General features: G+C 42.2%; 14 protein-coding genes. 3 read left to right on the plus strand and 11 right to left on the minus strand.

The window, feature by feature from the left end; all coding sequences use genetic code 11:
* The first annotated feature begins 220 nt into the window (after window positions 1–220).
* Together K7887_RS17440 and K7887_RS17445 are read left to right on the plus strand one after the other, a co-directional pair.
* Complete coding sequence (locus K7887_RS17440) at window positions 221–1,573, plus strand: cytochrome ubiquinol oxidase subunit I (protein ID WP_223490887.1); 1,353 nt, start codon at window positions 221–223, stop codon at window positions 1,571–1,573.
* Between the two features lie 14 nt (window positions 1,574–1,587).
* A complete protein-coding gene (locus K7887_RS17445) occupies window positions 1,588–2,616 on the plus strand; it encodes a cytochrome d ubiquinol oxidase subunit II (RefSeq protein ID WP_223490888.1) in 1,029 nt (342 codons plus the stop codon).
* Between the two features lie 29 nt (window positions 2,617–2,645).
* On the opposite strand, the gene K7887_RS17450 is transcribed toward K7887_RS17445, so the two are convergent.
* A complete protein-coding gene (locus K7887_RS17450; protein ID WP_010195229.1) occupies window positions 2,646–2,930 on the minus strand; it encodes a DUF2325 domain-containing protein in 285 nt (94 codons plus the stop codon).
* Between the two features lie 186 nt (window positions 2,931–3,116).
* On the opposite strand from K7887_RS17450, the gene K7887_RS17455 reads away from it, so the two are divergent.
* Entirely contained in the window at window positions 3,117–3,272 is a 156-nt protein-coding gene (locus K7887_RS17455; protein WP_223490889.1) for a DUF1540 domain-containing protein, read from the plus strand.
* A gap of 470 nt (window positions 3,273–3,742) precedes the next feature.
* On the opposite strand, the gene K7887_RS17460 is transcribed toward K7887_RS17455, so the two are convergent.
* From K7887_RS17460 to K7887_RS17505, 10 genes are all read right to left on the minus strand, one after another.
* A complete protein-coding gene (locus K7887_RS17460; protein WP_223490890.1) occupies window positions 3,743–4,636 on the minus strand; it encodes a metal ABC transporter permease in 894 nt (297 codons plus the stop codon).
* Window positions 4,636–5,991 carry a metal ABC transporter permease gene (locus K7887_RS17465; protein ID WP_223490891.1) on the minus strand — a complete coding sequence of 452 codons (1,356 nt, stop codon included), beginning with the start codon at window positions 5,989–5,991 and terminating at the stop codon, window positions 4,636–4,638. Before K7887_RS17465 ends, K7887_RS17460 begins: the two co-directional genes overlap by 1 nt.
* 10 nt (window positions 5,992–6,001) lie before the next feature.
* A complete protein-coding gene (locus K7887_RS17470) occupies window positions 6,002–6,748 on the minus strand; it encodes a metal ABC transporter ATP-binding protein (protein ID WP_223490892.1) in 747 nt (248 codons plus the stop codon).
* A gap of 47 nt (window positions 6,749–6,795) precedes the next feature.
* Window positions 6,796–7,722 (minus strand): metal ABC transporter solute-binding protein, Zn/Mn family, encoded by a 927-nt coding sequence (locus K7887_RS17475; protein ID WP_223490893.1) that lies wholly within the window; start codon window positions 7,720–7,722, stop codon window positions 6,796–6,798.
* 400 nt (window positions 7,723–8,122) lie between these two features.
* On the minus strand, window positions 8,123–9,247 hold the full coding sequence (gene menC, locus K7887_RS17480; RefSeq protein ID WP_223490895.1) for an o-succinylbenzoate synthase: 1,125 nt from the start codon (window positions 9,245–9,247) through the stop codon (window positions 8,123–8,125).
* On the minus strand, window positions 9,234–10,730 hold the full coding sequence (locus tag K7887_RS17485; protein ID WP_223490896.1) for an o-succinylbenzoate--CoA ligase: 1,497 nt from the start codon (window positions 10,728–10,730) through the stop codon (window positions 9,234–9,236). The genes menC and K7887_RS17485 overlap by 14 nt, the downstream gene beginning before the upstream one ends.
* A gap of 97 nt (window positions 10,731–10,827) precedes the next feature.
* A complete protein-coding gene (menB, locus tag K7887_RS17490) occupies window positions 10,828–11,649 on the minus strand; it encodes a 1,4-dihydroxy-2-naphthoyl-CoA synthase (RefSeq protein ID WP_148988000.1) in 822 nt (273 codons plus the stop codon).
* Between the two features lie 24 nt (window positions 11,650–11,673).
* Window positions 11,674–12,483 carry a 2-succinyl-6-hydroxy-2,4-cyclohexadiene-1-carboxylate synthase gene (gene menH / locus K7887_RS17495; RefSeq protein WP_223493689.1) on the minus strand — a complete coding sequence of 270 codons (810 nt, stop codon included), beginning with the start codon at window positions 12,481–12,483 and terminating at the stop codon, window positions 11,674–11,676.
* Window positions 12,483–14,246, minus strand: coding sequence for a 2-succinyl-5-enolpyruvyl-6-hydroxy-3-cyclohexene-1-carboxylic-acid synthase (gene menD, locus K7887_RS17500; RefSeq protein ID WP_223490898.1), 1,764 nt, complete (start codon window positions 14,244–14,246; stop codon window positions 12,483–12,485). The genes menH and menD overlap by 1 nt, the downstream gene beginning before the upstream one ends.
* On the minus strand, window positions 14,243–15,637 hold the full coding sequence (locus K7887_RS17505; protein WP_223490899.1) for an isochorismate synthase: 1,395 nt from the start codon (window positions 15,635–15,637) through the stop codon (window positions 14,243–14,245). The genes menD and K7887_RS17505 overlap by 4 nt, the downstream gene beginning before the upstream one ends.
* Window positions 15,638–15,819: the final 182 nt, after the last annotated feature.

A 15,819-nucleotide genomic window follows, 5' to 3' on the forward strand; every position in this document is an offset into this window, starting at 1 on the left:
ATACATTTGCTCTAAAAGCAAATAAAACCATTATCAAATCGTAATCATTACGCTTTTAATTTTATAGTTTATACAGCATCCTTTCAAGTAATTTAAATTACCATTTTACTTATCATTCTGACAGCTTTATGGTCTTACTTTTTCTTTAGCAAATTATGCATATTTTGTGGAAAAATGTGGACTCTAACGGTATATAACAGCTTGAAGGGACGTAGCCAAAATGGAAGATGTAGTAATTGCACGGTCATTGTTTGGAACCACGATGGGATTTCATATCATTTTTGCGACACTTGGCGTTGGGATTCCTTTAATGATTTTAATTGCCGAATTAATGTATCAGAAAACGAAAAACCGTGAATACGCTATTATGGCAAAAAGATGGACGAAAGCTAAAGCGGTGTTACTTGGTGTCGCAATTCCTACAGGGACGATCGCCGGAGTTCAGCTTTCCCTTTTGTGGCCTGGTTTTATGGAGGTCATCGGTAAGGTTATGGCCCTCCCTTTTCAGATTGAAATATATGCTTTTTTCATTGAAGCATTGTTTATTTCCATTTACGTGTATGCAGCGGACCGCATTTCACCGTGGATGCGAATATTGAGTGTGACGCTTGTGACCATCGGTGCGGCGGCGTCAGCGGTCTTGATAACAAACGTCCATGCTTTTGAAGGAACACCGGCAGGATTCCGAATTGAAAATGGCCAGATAGTCGATGTCGACCCTTGGGCTGCTTTTTTTAACCCAAGTTTCGTCGTTACTGCTGCCCATGTGGCAGTATCTGCATTTATGACTGGTGCGTTTGTCATTGCCTCTGTTGCAGCTTATAAAATGTTACGAAACAAGCATGATGAGCGAGTATATAAATTTCACCGAAAGGCTCTGATCATGGGGCTTGTTGTGGGAGGAATATTTTCGTTTATGACGGCCATTAACGGTCATGAATCTGCGCAACTTTTGCATCAATACCAGCCAGAAAAATTGGCGGCAGCAGAAGGACTCTTTGAAACACAGTCACATGCTCCACTTGCAGTCGGAGGATTCACCGACCGTGAAACAAAGGAAGTGAAATGGGGCATTGAAATACCGTGGGCTTTGAGCTTTTTAGCGGATGACCGTTTTGACACGGTCGTGGTCGGACTCGATGATTTCCCTGAGGAGTATTGGCCTCCATTATTTGTCCATACCCTTTTCAACGCAATGGTTGGAATAGGTTCACTTTTAATCATGCTCTCTTTGGTTGGCTTCTTTTGGAGCAAGGTTCTCAAAAAAACAACCTATCCAAAATGGCTTATGTGGCTCTTTGTAGCAGCGGGTCCTCTTTCGGTGATGGCTATCGAGTTTGGATGGATTTTCGCATGTACGGGTAGACAGCCTTGGGTTATTTATCGAGTGATGTTAACGGAGGATGCTGTAACAGGCAACCAAAATCTTGCCGCATTATTCATCGCGTTTGCAGGGATCTATGTACTTCTCGGGGTTGCAGTGGTATTAGTCCTTCGCTATTACTTTAAGCGCCATCCAATTGAGGACGAGTTGAACGATATTCCCCCATCATCTAACGGGGTTCAAGCATAAGGAGGATTACCTTCATGACAGATGTAATATTGGCAATTACCGTCCTATGGGGCTTCATTTTCATATACGCCGTCATGGCGACGATGGATTTTGGAGCCGGTTTCTGGTCCATGCTCTATATCAAGAATGAAAAAACAAATGCCACCAATATCGCTAACCGGTATTTATCGCCAACATGGGAAGTTACCAATGTCTTTGTTGTTGCTGTAGTGGTGGCTATATACAGTTTCTTTCCAAGCGCTGCCTATACGCTAGGGACTGTTCTTTTAATCCCGGGAAGCATCATTCTTCTGTTGCTTGCAGTGCGAAGCGGGTTCCTTGTGTTCTCTCATATCGTGGATGATTACCATAAACCTTTAACATACGTTTCGGGTATCAGCGGTATTATCATCCCAGCTTTTTTAATACTCGTATTGCCGATTACTCATGGCGGGTTTGTGGACAATATTGACGGCGTGGATACATTAATGCTTGGCCGTTTATTGACAAGTCCCAACGCACTCTCTTTCATCCTTTTTGCAATTAGCAGTACGTTGTTTTTGTCTTCTTTGTTGCTTGCTGACTTTTCTAAAGTTGCAAATGACAGACATGCGTATGCTATTTATAGAAGAGATGCACTAATACTAGGTCCAGTTTCATTATTGGGAGCCCTGTTAATCATGGTCACCATGCGATATGAAGCAACATGGCTCTTTAATGGAATGATGGACTATATTGTATGGTTATTCATTTCTGCGGGTATGTTTGTCGTAACAGGCGTTGCACTTGTTATTCCAGGAAAGAATGGCTGGACCGGCCTGCCGAGATTAGGGGTTGTTTCTGCTTTTATCCAGTACGCGTTGGCAAGTTACGCATACGGCCGGGCACATCTTCCCTATATCATCTATCCTAATGTCACAATCCAAAACGCATTTACAGACCCTGCTTCCTTTCGGGCACTTTTCATCACGTATATTGTCGGTTTTATCATTTTATTTCCAGGCTTTATCTACTTCTGGCGATTGTTTATGAAGGATGAAAAATACATCAGAAGTGAAAATTAAGGTCAGGAGTAATGTGCTCCTGGCTTTTCTTATTTTGAAAAATTACACAGTACTTTCTGGATCGAACTCCATGAACGCTTACAGTAGAAAACAGGTTTGTTGCTCTCTTTTGCTTTTTGCTTGATCACTTTAGCAAGATTGTGGTTGATATAATCGGTTAGAACCAAAATAATATCAATATGCTCAGGAATGCTTCTCTTCACTACTTGTACCTTTCTTCCGTCAATATGTAAGACATTTTCAAATCCCTGTGTAACAAGTTTTTCTTGAATATTGCCTAAATGATCTGCGCCAACTACCATTAATGAAGCCATAATATTCTACTTCCCTTCTATCGCTTAATTGAGAATCGTTCTCTTTTATAACTACATAATAATTGAGAATGATTCTCTTTGTCAATAAAATTATAAATTATACCTATTTTTTATAATCAAGTATGAAAATTTTTTTATGGCTAACAATAAAAACGTATCTTCTGTACAAAAAAGGAGGACGTAACATTGGCAAAAGAAGTATTATGTGAAGTGGAAAACTGTAACTATTGGGGACAAGGCAACCTTTGCCAAGCCGATGCTATCTATGTGGTGAGCCACAAAGGGAACACTGCACACAATTCAAAGGATACCGACTGTAAAACATTCAAGCCTGCTCATTAAAAAACAAAGAGCCCAAGAGCTACCTGGCAGGTAACTCTTGGGCTTTTCTATGCAATAAAGCCGGTTCTTTAGTTGATTGGTTAATCGCCGCTGTTCCTTTCCGCAAATGGCTTCGCTTTCCTAGGGGCTGACGAGAGCCTCCTCGGCTTCGCCTGCGGGGTCTCCACCTAGCGCTATCTCCCTCAGGAGTCTTCGCCTTTTGCTCCAATCCACAGCTAGAAACTACAAGAACGAAAAGTTTATTTTTTTCAGTGGTTAACTCAAATACCTCTTCATAAACCCTATATTGAATGAAGTAACCTTGTTGATTGGAGTGGAAGGCGCGTAGACGCCCGCGGGAGGAAGGGACAGGTGAGACCCCGCAACGGAGTGAGGAGGCTCACGGACCGCCCGCAGGCAAGCGAAGCGCCTGGAACGGAAATCAACCGTATTTTGTAATTTCCTTTTTTTATAAAAATAAAAGCCCCCAATTACTGGAGGCCGTTGCTTCCCTTTGATAGACTTCTTCTAAAGAACCACTTCATAACTAATCCGTGCTTTGGCGACAAGAAAAAGGTTAAAACAAACAATAACCCAGCCATCGAAGCCATCATACCTGATATCGAAACGTTAAACATGGATGCCGCATAATATCCAAGAACTGCCGAGGCAACCCCGATACCGGCACTTAATAAAAGCATGATACTCAATTTATCAGTCAGGAGATAAGCACTTGCCCCCGGAGCAATAAGCATCGCTACAACTAATATCGCCCCTACACTATCAAAAGAGGCAACTGTAGTGATGGAGAGCATCCCCATCAATAAATAGTGCATGAACATGACCGGTATCCCAATGGCAAGGGCCATTTCAGGATCAAACGAGCAAATTTTCAATTCTTTATAAAAGAGCAGAATGACTGCCAGATTAATGATCAGAACAGCTCCAAGCATCCATACTGCCCTTGGTCCGAGATCCATTCCTGCAATAATCAATGTGTCCCAAGGAACAAAGGCTATTTCCCCCATCAGCGCATGATCCACATCTAAATGAATTCTTCCTGCGTATAACGATACTAAAATAACGCCTAGCGCAAAAAGAGAAGTAAATACAACACCGATTGCCGCATCTGACTGCACGCCTGAGGAATGGAGCAGCTGAATGAAAAATGCGGTCAATAACCCCACAACTAATGCGCCTGCAAACATATATATACCGTCTAAGCTGCTTGAGACAAGGTATGCTCCAACGATACCAAGTAATACAGTATGACTAATCGCATCCGCAAGCATCGCCATTCTTCTTAGGATAAGAAAACATCCAGTAAGACCGCAAGTAATGCCGACTAATGATCCAGTTAAAATAATCCATCCTTCATAACTCATCAGCCTTCACTCCCTTCTACTGCAGAATGGAAGCCTTTGTTTCCTATTTTTCTTTTCTTTTTATATAAAAATAAACCATTGGGTTCCCTGCCGAAATCTTTGAGCAAAGCCCGTAGCTCATCAATTATTTCTTTCGGTCCATTTAAAAGGTCCATACTGCCTTCTCGCCAATTTGAGACAGGGAATTTGCTTTCAAACATAAGATACATATCCAATAACCTGTTTTTCAGAACAATTTCATGGGCCAACTCAAGCCCTTTTTCCGTTAGCATCAATTGTTTATTAGCTTGCTCTTCTGCTAATAATCCTTCTTTTTTCAAGTCCTTAACCACACCGAGAAGTGTAAAAGTGGAAACCGGCCGTAATTCCACCACTTGTTGGAAGGAATAGCTTCCGATTTCTTTCCCTTCTGACTCTTTCAACGTGGTTTCACTCAACTCATACAGACTTGATAATACATTCTCCCTTGTGACTAAGCGTTTGACCTTCCATTGCTTCACCATTTTAGGCAATAACCCTTTTTTGGTACCAAATATAAGCGAGATTAAAAATAATATCGTTGCTGCTAAAATTATTAAAGGTCCTGTTGGCATTCCTCGTGAAAGTGTACTGAGCAATGTCCCAACAATCCCAGATATTCCTCCGACCAGCCCAGCCAGCACTACCATGTGATCAAGTCGTTCAGTCCAATATCTTGCAGCGATGGCAGGCGTGATTAACATCGCTGCCATTAAAATAACCCCAACCGCTTGAAGGCCAATGACAACTGCTCCGACAATCATCGTCATCAACAGCCCATTCAGCCACTTTATTGGTAACCCTATCCCTTGCGCAAATTGAGGGTCAAAGGTAATCAATTTCAATTCCTTGAAAAGGATGAACGTGATGAAAATCAACACAAAGGCGATCACACTGATAATTTGAACATCCAATCCGACAATCGCTGCCGCTTGCCCGAAAATAAAGGAATCAAGCCCCGCCTGATTGCCACTCCCATTTTGCTGAATGTACGTTAACAGGACAATACCGAAGCCAAAGAATACCGAAAGAACGAGACCGATTGCTGTATCTTCTTTTATTCGAGAATGTTTAATAATGGCTTGAATACAATAAGTCCCGATTAGCCCAGAAATAGATGCCCCAATTAGTAACCATGACATCGATTTCGCACCATATAGTAGGAAAGCAATACAAATACCCGGCAGGGCAGCATGTGCCATGGCATCACCAAGAAGGCTTTGCTTCCTTAATAAAGCGAAACTTCCGATGACACCACTTGCTATTCCAAGCAGAATCGTTCCTAGCAGCACCCACTGCACGTTCGGATCTTGTAGCATATTGAGAACTGTTTCCATACTCTCACTCCTATTGTTCGACAATGGCATGTGTTTGGTCTAAAAATGCCAACCGTCCACCATACGTTTTTTGCAAATTATCTATCGTGAATACTTCTTCTGTTGGACCTATCGCAATTTTTCTAAGATTAAGTAACAGAACCCAGTCAAAATACTCCTTCACTGTCTGGAGATCATGATGTACTACGAGCACCGTTTTCCCTTGTGCTTTCAGTTCATTGAGTATAGTAATAATCGCTTTCTCCGTTGCTGCATCCACCCCGACAAATGGTTCATCCATGAAATAAACACTTGCGTCCTGAGCAAGTGCTCTTGCTAAGAATACTCGCTGTTGTTGTCCACCTGAAAGTTGGCTGATCTGGCGGGTGGCATATTCCTTCATCCCCACTTTATCAAGGCACTCAAAAGCAAACTCCACATCTTTTTTATTAGGCCTTTTCAGCCAACCAATATGACCGTATCTTCCCATTAGGACAACATCGAGTGCATTTGTTGGAAAGTCCCAATCAACAGATCCACGTTGTGGCACATAGCCGATTAATTTACGTTGTGATCTGTATGATTTTCCATAGATTGATATAGTGCCAGACGCCTTTGGTATTAATTCCAAAGCCGCCTTTATTAACGTGGATTTACCGGCACCATTCGGCCCAATAATCCCGATAAGTTTTCCTTCCGGTACGCTGAAACTAATTTCTTTTAATACAGGTTTACGATGATAAGCTACTGTTAAATTTTCTATTTTGACCGGCTCCATATTCGTTCACCTTACTTTCTAATTTGCTTTTTCATATATAAAATATTTTATTTTAACGAATTAACGATTGTTTCGATATTATGTCGGAACATTCCTAAATATGTTCCCGTTTCTGTTCCTGCAGCCCCCATTGCATCAGAGTACAACTCCCCGCCAATTTCAACCGTGTGCCCTCTGCTTTCTGCACCTTGAACTACTGCATTAATGGAGTCTTCAGAAATACTGCTTTCCACGAAAACTGCTTTTATGTTTCTTTCCACCAGTAGATCTACAATGGACCGCACATCATTCAAACCAAACTCCGCATCCGTACTTAAACCTTGAAGTCCTGTCACTTCCATATCGTATGCTTCTCCAAAATATTTAAATGCATCATGAGCTGTCACAAGCACTCTGCTCTCTTGTGGGATTGTTGCTATTTGTTCCTTCGCATATGCATCCAGTTCTTCCAATTCCTCAATATAAGCAGCTGCGTTCTCTTCATAATAGTCTGCATTTTCTTCATCTTGTTCAATAAGTGTATCTTTCACCTCTTCTACAGCATACAACCAAAGGGAGATATCAAACCAAACATGCGGATCCGTCTTATCTGCTTCCCCTTCTGCAACTAAAAGCATTTCAGTTGGTACAGATTCCGCGACCGCAATTGTCGGCTTTTCTTCTGTCATCTTATTCAGGATTTCGCCCATTCTCCCCTCTAGTCTAAGCCCATTATAAAAAATGATATCTGCATCATTCAGTTTGCTTAAATCACCTTGGGATGCTTGGTACAAGTGAGGGTCGATTCCAGGTCCCATCAAACTTTGTACTTCCACTTTATCTCCACCTATGTTTTCCACAATATCAGCTATCTGAGCAATTGTGGTGGTAACTTGAATGGTTTCCTTTTCATCACTGTTCGCTCCGGAAGAACAAGCTGTCAACCCAAACCCAAGTGCTCCTACTAGTAACAATTTCCCCAAAAGGTTTTTCATTTTCATCTCTCTCCTTTTACAATAAGTATTTGTACTAAGTAACAAAAGTTTCTCTTATGCAAATTTTATGGTAAAAAAATACACATTCTCACCTATCTCCTAGACCACTTTATGCAGAAGAAAATAAAAATGTGATTCAAAACTTGACCAATGACAGTAATTTAAGCCTTAACCTAAAAAGTTGCCCTCATACAAAACTTAAACCCTAAGCAAACTTTTGTCAAGAACAAAAAAGCGCGAAAAAAGTGAAAAAAAAGAAAGAAAGGGGGTCAGACCCCTCTAGGAATTTCGCTATCCGCGTCGAATATAAATAAGTTAACGTAAAAAGGCCCTGCAGGGATGGTGCTGCAGGGCCTTTTGTCATCTTTTTTTATTCGTTTATTATTTGGTCGCATTTTTTTTAGTGGTCTTTTTTCTTTGCAGGGAAGGTTGCTTTTCGTTTACTGATTTGTTCTACATACGGCTCATCCACTTCAAAGCCGATGCCCGGTCCTTTTGGTACTTTCACTTTTCCATCCTCCACTACCACTTCCGGTATAATGACATCCTTTTCCCAATAACGGCTTGAGGCAGAAAGGTCGCCCGGGATAGTAAAGTTGGGCAAAGAAGCCAGTGCGATATGAAAGGCTCTCGAAATCCCCGTCTCCAACATACCTCCACACCAGACAGGAATGTCATGCTCCTTACATAAGTCATGGATGTCGATGGCGTTAGCCAGTCCACCCACCCTGCCGATCTTAATACTCATCACTTTGCAGCTTCCAAGCTTTACAGAGTTTCTTACATCTTGAAGGCTCACGATACTTTCATCCAAGCAAACAGGAGTGGTTAAATGCTTTTGCAGTTCCGCATGCTCCACAATATCATCCGCCGCAAGTGGCTGTTCAATCATCAGCAAATTCAACGAATCTAATCTTTTTAGCCGCTCCACATCCATAAGCGTGTAGGCAGAGTTTGCATCTACTAATAAAGCTATATCCGGATAAGCATCCCTTATCACTTTAAGCATCTGGTAGTCGTTTGCCGGATCTATTTTCACCTTAATGCGTTCATAACCTTCTTTTATTCTATTCTCAATAGTGGAAAGCATCGCCTCTGGAGAATCCATGCTCACTACCACTCCAGCTTTCACGTCTTTACGGACACCACCAATATACTCTGCCAAAGAGATACCAGCCCGCTTTGCGAATAGATCCCACATGGCCATCTCTATACCTGCCTTAGCCATCTGATTTCGCATCCAATGTGAAAGAGCATCATTCACTTCCCACGGCGACTTCCAATCCCCTTGAATAATCGTTGGGATAAAAAACTCAGTCAACATATGCCAGGCAGTTTCAATCGTTTCCTCTGTATACCATGGAGAAGAAAATGCAACCACTTCCCCCCATCCAGAATGCCCTTCGTCATCAGTGACTTTAACTAAAATGCTCTCCCTGTCTGTGACTGTTTCCTGATGAGTTCGAAATGGTTGAACTAATTTCATAGAAGTCAGGAATAAATCAACCTTCTCAATTTTCATCATTGTCCTCCCAACCAGGCAACATTTTTAATAGCTCTCTGCGCATTAACTTATTCGACGCATTTCTCGGCAACCGTTCCACAACATATATTTGTTTAGGTACTTTATATCCTGCCAACCGCTCGCGCACAAACGAAAGTAAAGCTTCTTCCAACAGCTCTTCTTCCCTATCGGTAACAACAAATGCCACTGGAACTTGTCCCCACCGATCATCCGGCATGCCAGTAACCCCTGCGTCTTTTATAGAAGGGTGGGAAATAAGAACCGCTTCAATTTCTGCAGGGTAGACGTTCTCCCCACCTGAAATGACTAAGTCGCTTCTTCTGTCCACGACAAACAAAAAACCGTCCTCATCTACATAACCTAAATCCCCTGTGTACAACCATCCATCTTTTATTGCCTCAGACGTGCTCTCTTCCCGGTTGTAATACCCAGTTGTTACGTTCGGACCTTTCACAACGATTTCCCCTGTTTTCATTGGAGCAGCTTCCACTCCATCAAGCATTATCTTTAACTGGCATGGAAATAGCGGTTTCCCAGCTGAACCTACCTTCGACATGGCAAAGTCAGGCGAGAGGGTGACAATTTGCGAGCATGTTTCTGTCATCCCATAAGTCTGGTAGACCGGAATAGATTTTCTCTTGCACTCCTCCAATACGGATTTAGGTACAGGCCCGCCCCCAACAAGCATGCACCGAAACGATGGTGGATAGGATGTTGAACCAAGTTGCTCCAACAAACCGCTTAACATAGTCGTGACAACCGATACTATGCTAACTTGTCGTTCCATCAAATCCTGATGTACTGCCTCCGCTTCAAAACGTCGATGAATAATCACTCTCATTCCATAAATCACGCTTCTCATTAAGATCGACAATCCACTTATATGAAAAATAGGCACTGCTAACAGCCAGCAGTCCTCTTCATGCAATCCCATATTCAAAGCAGAGCCTGTAGCACTCCAAAAGTGATTGCCATAGGTCTGTTTCACTCCCTTAGGAAAACCCGTAGTACCACTTGTGTACATAATGGTATCAATCTCTTCCAGAGAAAATTCCTCTACTAGCGGCAATTCACTGCCTTTTAGCTGAACAACCTTTGAAAAGGGCACGATTTTCTGCGTTCCCATAAACTCTTTACTTTCCTTGAGCCCTAGTTCTCTTTCGTCATCCACCAAAATGAAACGGGATGCTGCGTCTTCTACTTGATAAGACAGCTCTTTTGAAGTTAACCTCAAATTATGTAATACAGTTATTGCACCAATATTTTTCAGTGCGAACAACAATTCTACCAGTTCCATGCTGTTGGCCATAAAAATGGAAACCCGGTCCCCACGCTTTACGCCCAGCTCTACTAATTTGCCGCCAAAGTTCAATGAATTACTGTATAACTCTGAGAAAGTAACCCTCTTACCTTCCATCTCTAGTGCTATTCGATCCGGCGTCAAGGCAGCACGTTTCATCAAAAAGTTCGGCAATACTGTCATAGCTTTTACCTCCTCACACCAATTTCCCCATAAAAAGAAGAGCAATCCAAAAGCCAAAAGCTCTTAGATTGCCCTCCAATCACCAAAAGTGTAATTATTAAGGGAAACGAGGGAATTGTCCAAAGTCCGGCTTTCTTTTTTCTTTAAAAGCATCTCGACCTTCTTTTGCCTCTTCCGTAGTGTAATACAATAATGTAGCATCTCCAGCGAATTGTTGGATACCAGCCAAGCCATCAGTATCCGCGTTCATGGCAGCTTTCAAGAAACGTAGAGCAGTAGGACTGTTTTCTAACATCTCTTCACACCATTGTACTGTTTCATCTTCTAAACGCTCTAAAGGAACAACCGTGTTCACTAGACCCATATCCAATGCTTCCTTCGCATCATATTGACGGCATAGGTACCAGATTTCACGAGCTTTCTTATGCCCAACGATACGCGCAAGGTATCCGGAACCGTAACCAGCATCAAAGCTTCCCACTTTAGGGCCCGTTTGTCCAAAGCGTGCATTGTCAGCAGCAATGGTTAAATCACATACTACATGCAATACATGTCCGCCACCAATTGCCCAGCCTGCAACCATTGCCACTACAGGTTTTGGAGTTACACGGATTAAACGTTGAAGGTCAAGTACGTTCAAACGAGGAATCTCATCTTCTCCAACATAACCGCCATGTCCGCGAACCTTTTGGTCTCCTCCGGAACAGAACGCTTTGTCTCCAGCACCAGTTAAAATAATGACGCCAACACTAGAATCATCACGTGCATACGCGAACGCTTCAATTAATTCCATTACTGTCTTCGGACGGAAAGCATTATGTACTTCCGGACGGTTGATCGTAATTTTTGCGATCCCGTTATATGTTTCATATAAAATGTCTTCAAATTGTTTTGGTCCTGCTATCCATTCTCGTGCCATGTTTTATTTCCTCCCTAACATAAATTAGTTCGACAAAAACTCACTTACTATTTTACCAAACTTTCGCGGTTGTTCCACATGAATTGCATGTCCAGCACCACTTATTTTGAAAAAAACCGATTTTTCTATCCTTTTTTTCATTTCCTGAGCAATAAGGACAAACTTTTCATCCCATTCCCCTGCGGCCAAAAGTACAGGACAATCGATTTTATCAAGATAATTCCAATTAGATGGTTGCATTCCGGTACCAAGACCACGCAAGCTATTTGCCAGTCCTACAGGTGAATTACTCACCCGTTGCTGATAAATAGCCCCTTGCTTTATTACAGGCAATGACTTTTGTGATTGGAAAAGAGGGATGTTGGTCCAAAAATCAACGAAGGATTTTACCCCGTCTTTTTCTATTCGCTCTGCAAGCCTCTCATCCGCTTTTATCCTCGCGCTCCTGTCCTCCATCTTTTCCAAGCCGGGAGACGCACTTTCTAGCACTAATTTCGATACCAGCTTGGGATAAGCCACCGCAAAAGAAAGTGCCACCCTTCCCCCCATAGAATATCCATAAATAGATACCGATGAAATACTTAATCTATCCAAAATAGATTTCAAGTCAACAAGCACCTTTTCCATCCTATAGCGCTCATGGTGAGCCGGTGCATCAGTTTTTCCATGCCCAAGCTGATCTACCAATATAAAAGTATAGTCTTCCCTATTTTCAAAACCTGCTATTATGTCTTGAAAACTTCTTCCGCTCCCAGTAAAACCGTGCAGCATAAGAAGATGGTGGGCACCATCACCAATTGTTTCTACATGATAGTATACCCCGTTAATCTCCATCATTCTTCTTTCTCCAAGATCGAAATCATTTCCTGGGAAACATTTTTCCACAATTTCCGATGAATCTCTTCATTCTCTGCACGATTTGTCGGAACTTCAATCACTTTTAAACCTTTATTGTTAATGGAGTATGTCACTGCTTTTTGGAAGTCCGGCCAATTTTCCGCTCTCATGTAATCGCCTTCGTATAATTTTACCGCGTGTTCAAAATCCATCCCTGTCGGAGTGCCAAACAACGCTTCAAAATGCTTTTCCACTTTTGACTGCGGAAGGAAAGAGAAGATTCCCCCTCCATTATTATTTACAAGCACAATGGTAACGTTAAGCTTTAGTAACTTGGCGGCAAGCAGCCCATTCATATCATGATAGAAAGATAAATCTCCAATTACTAGCACTAGATTTTCATAAGCTTTACTTGCTGCAAGTGCCGTGGAAACAACTCCATCAATCCCATTGGCTCCCCTGTTTGCAAGCACCGTCAGTTTTTTATCATCTGTATACAAAAAGGTATCCACATCACGAATAGGCATACTGTTTCCTACAAAAATAGCCGAACTGTCAGGTAACATTACTTGAAGTTCGGAAATGATTCTTCCCTCGAACATACCGCTCAGGTTGTCTTCCTCTGAAAGTATCTTCTTTGTCACGTCATTTAAAGATTTGATACCATCTAACCATTCAAAGGAATCACGCGCTGTGAGACTTTCCAATACCTTGTGGCAGAAAAGCGTTTCTTCGGCATGAACCATATAGCTTGCTTGAAGCGTCGGATCTCTCCACCCGCCGTCTCCATCTACGACAATCTGTATCGCATTACTGGACTTGCTTATGTATTGCATCAAAAATTTCGATACTGGCATTGCTCCAAAACGGATGATGATCTCAGGTTCTAAGTTCTTCTTCACGTCATCTGAACGCAAAAAGGCATCATAACCTTCTAATATGGAGTCTTTTTCATGTGTTCCCGTTCTAAGCCCTGATAAAGGATCTGCAAAAATTGGATATTGCAAGGTTTGTGAGAGTTCCGTAACCGCCTTAGAAAATGCATCGACCTTTGACTGCGCCATTTCTCCACAAACAATGATTCCTTTTTTTCGTTCACTCATTAGCATTGCAAAGAAGCGAGCCTGATCATCGGAAATGGAGTATTCGCCTACATTTACCTCTATAATTGATTCATTGCTCTCTATGTACTTGGACCAAAGCTCATTTGCTTCAAGGTCTGGGATCAAAGGTTCACGTAGAGGAAAGTTAAGATGAACTGGTCCTTTAGGAGCGCTAAGGGAAGTACCCGCAGCTCGAGCAGCCATCGTCCGCGCATATCGGATCATGCTCCTAGTATCTTCAGGCAATGACATCTCAACGAACCATTTCACATAGTCTCCGTACATTTTCAATTGATCAATCGCTTGAGGTGCGCCAACATCACGTAGCTCATGTGGGCGATCTGCTGTTAAGACAATGAGTGGAATTCTGGATTGATAGGCCTCCACAATGGCAGGATAATAATTGGTTGCTGCAGTACCTGACGTACAGAGAATAACAACCGGCTTACCTTTTGTCTTTGCTAGTCCCAGGGCATAAAAAGCCGCAGATCGCTCATCAATTAGGACCGTACTATTTACCGCTGGATGTTCTGCCAACAGAAGAGCTATTGGAGTGGAACGGGAGCCGGGGCTTATTACCGCGTCCTCCAGTCCACTTTTTACTAATTCATCTACAAATGCTGCAAGATAATAGGTCATGTCATTCGTTGAATTCATTGTGATGAGTTGCCCCCTAGTGCTGATAACATTGGACGGAATTTAATCTGTGTTTCCTGATATTCGCTTTCCGGATCGGAATCTCCGACAATTCCACATCCAGCAAACAAGGACGCCTCTCTTTCCTGAAGCAAACCTGAACGAATAGCCACCACAAACTCTCCATCTTCTTTCCAGTCCATCCAGCCAAGTGGACCAGCATACCAACCTCTGTCCAGTCTTTCCACTTCCCTTATGGTTTGAAGGGAAATTTCTTGCGGAAACCCGCCTAGTGCCGGTGTTGGGTGTAGTAATTTTATTAGATCTGAAAGGCTGCAATCATCGGTAGATTCCGCCGTTACAGGTGTGTGTAGATGCTGGATATGTTTCATTTTGTAAAGGTTAGGTTCTGATGGTGTACGCACATTTTCACAAACCTTCTCTAACGAAGCACGTATCATTTGCACAACAAGGTCATGTTCATGCATGTTTTTCTCATCCGTAAGTAAAGCACTGCCTAGCTGTGCGTCTTCTTCCACCGATTCCCCTCTGGCGATCGACCCTGCTAAACACATGGACTGAACCTTCGTGCCTTGTTTCTTCACTAACTGTTCCGGTGTTGCACCAAGGAAGCAATCGGTCCCTCTTTCTACCGTAAATAAATAACTGTTCGCCTGCTCTTCCATCAGGTTTTCCAATACAGGAGCTACATTCACCTTATCTTGGAATAGGACTCGTAACTCCCTTGCCAAAACCACTTTATCCATCTGTCCGTCTGTTATTTTCTCCGTAACTTTAGAGATGGACTCCTTCCATTCCATTGGATCCATTTCTAGACACTTTACAATAGAAGTAGTGTTAACATGCTTAATAGAAGAGCCACTTAGAAGCTGCTCTTCAAGACTAACCAATTCTTTCAATACACTTTCATCACAATCACTCAGAAAATTGATTGTGATATACGTGTTTCCTTCTACCTTTGTAAGCATAAAGGTTGGTAAAATAAATAACGCGTCTGCAAATTGGTCCCATAGCTTTGTTTTCTTCTTTTTTGGATCAAAGGAAAAGCCTCCATACATAACAGGACCAACCGAATGTGTATCTTGGTTGCAAACCGCCTGCCGGGTAAAACGCTTCCATTGCGTTTCAATAGCATGATACCTGTCATCTTCTCCATCTGCAGTGAATTCCGCTGTCACACCTGCACCGACCATCATATGGGAATGATCAGGGTTTGACCAAAAGAACCTTTGTCCTTCAAAGAATTGCTCACTTTTTCGAAAAAAATGCAGGGGATCTAGCTGCTCTATTTTTTTAGTATAACTAATTAAGACCGACTGGTTTATCGAGGCTGCTTTTACTTTCGCTTCCTCCCATAAACTCACTATATGATGAAATGGTATTGTAATCATGTAAGACTCCCCCCGAGGCCTTGTTACCGCAAGACTTTGTCTCGAAATTGCTTCCTTAAAGATACACCTCAAAACCTTTTTATGTCAACAAAATGAGCCGTTTTCTTTCGCGTTTCTTCCTTATATATAGATACATGTAAAATCTTCCTGTGTTTCTTCTGAAAAACCGTTGACACCTTTTG

The organism is Sutcliffiella horikoshii (assembly GCF_019931755.1).
Classification (GTDB): Bacteria; Bacillota; Bacilli; order Bacillales; family Bacillaceae_I; genus Sutcliffiella_A; species Sutcliffiella_A horikoshii_E.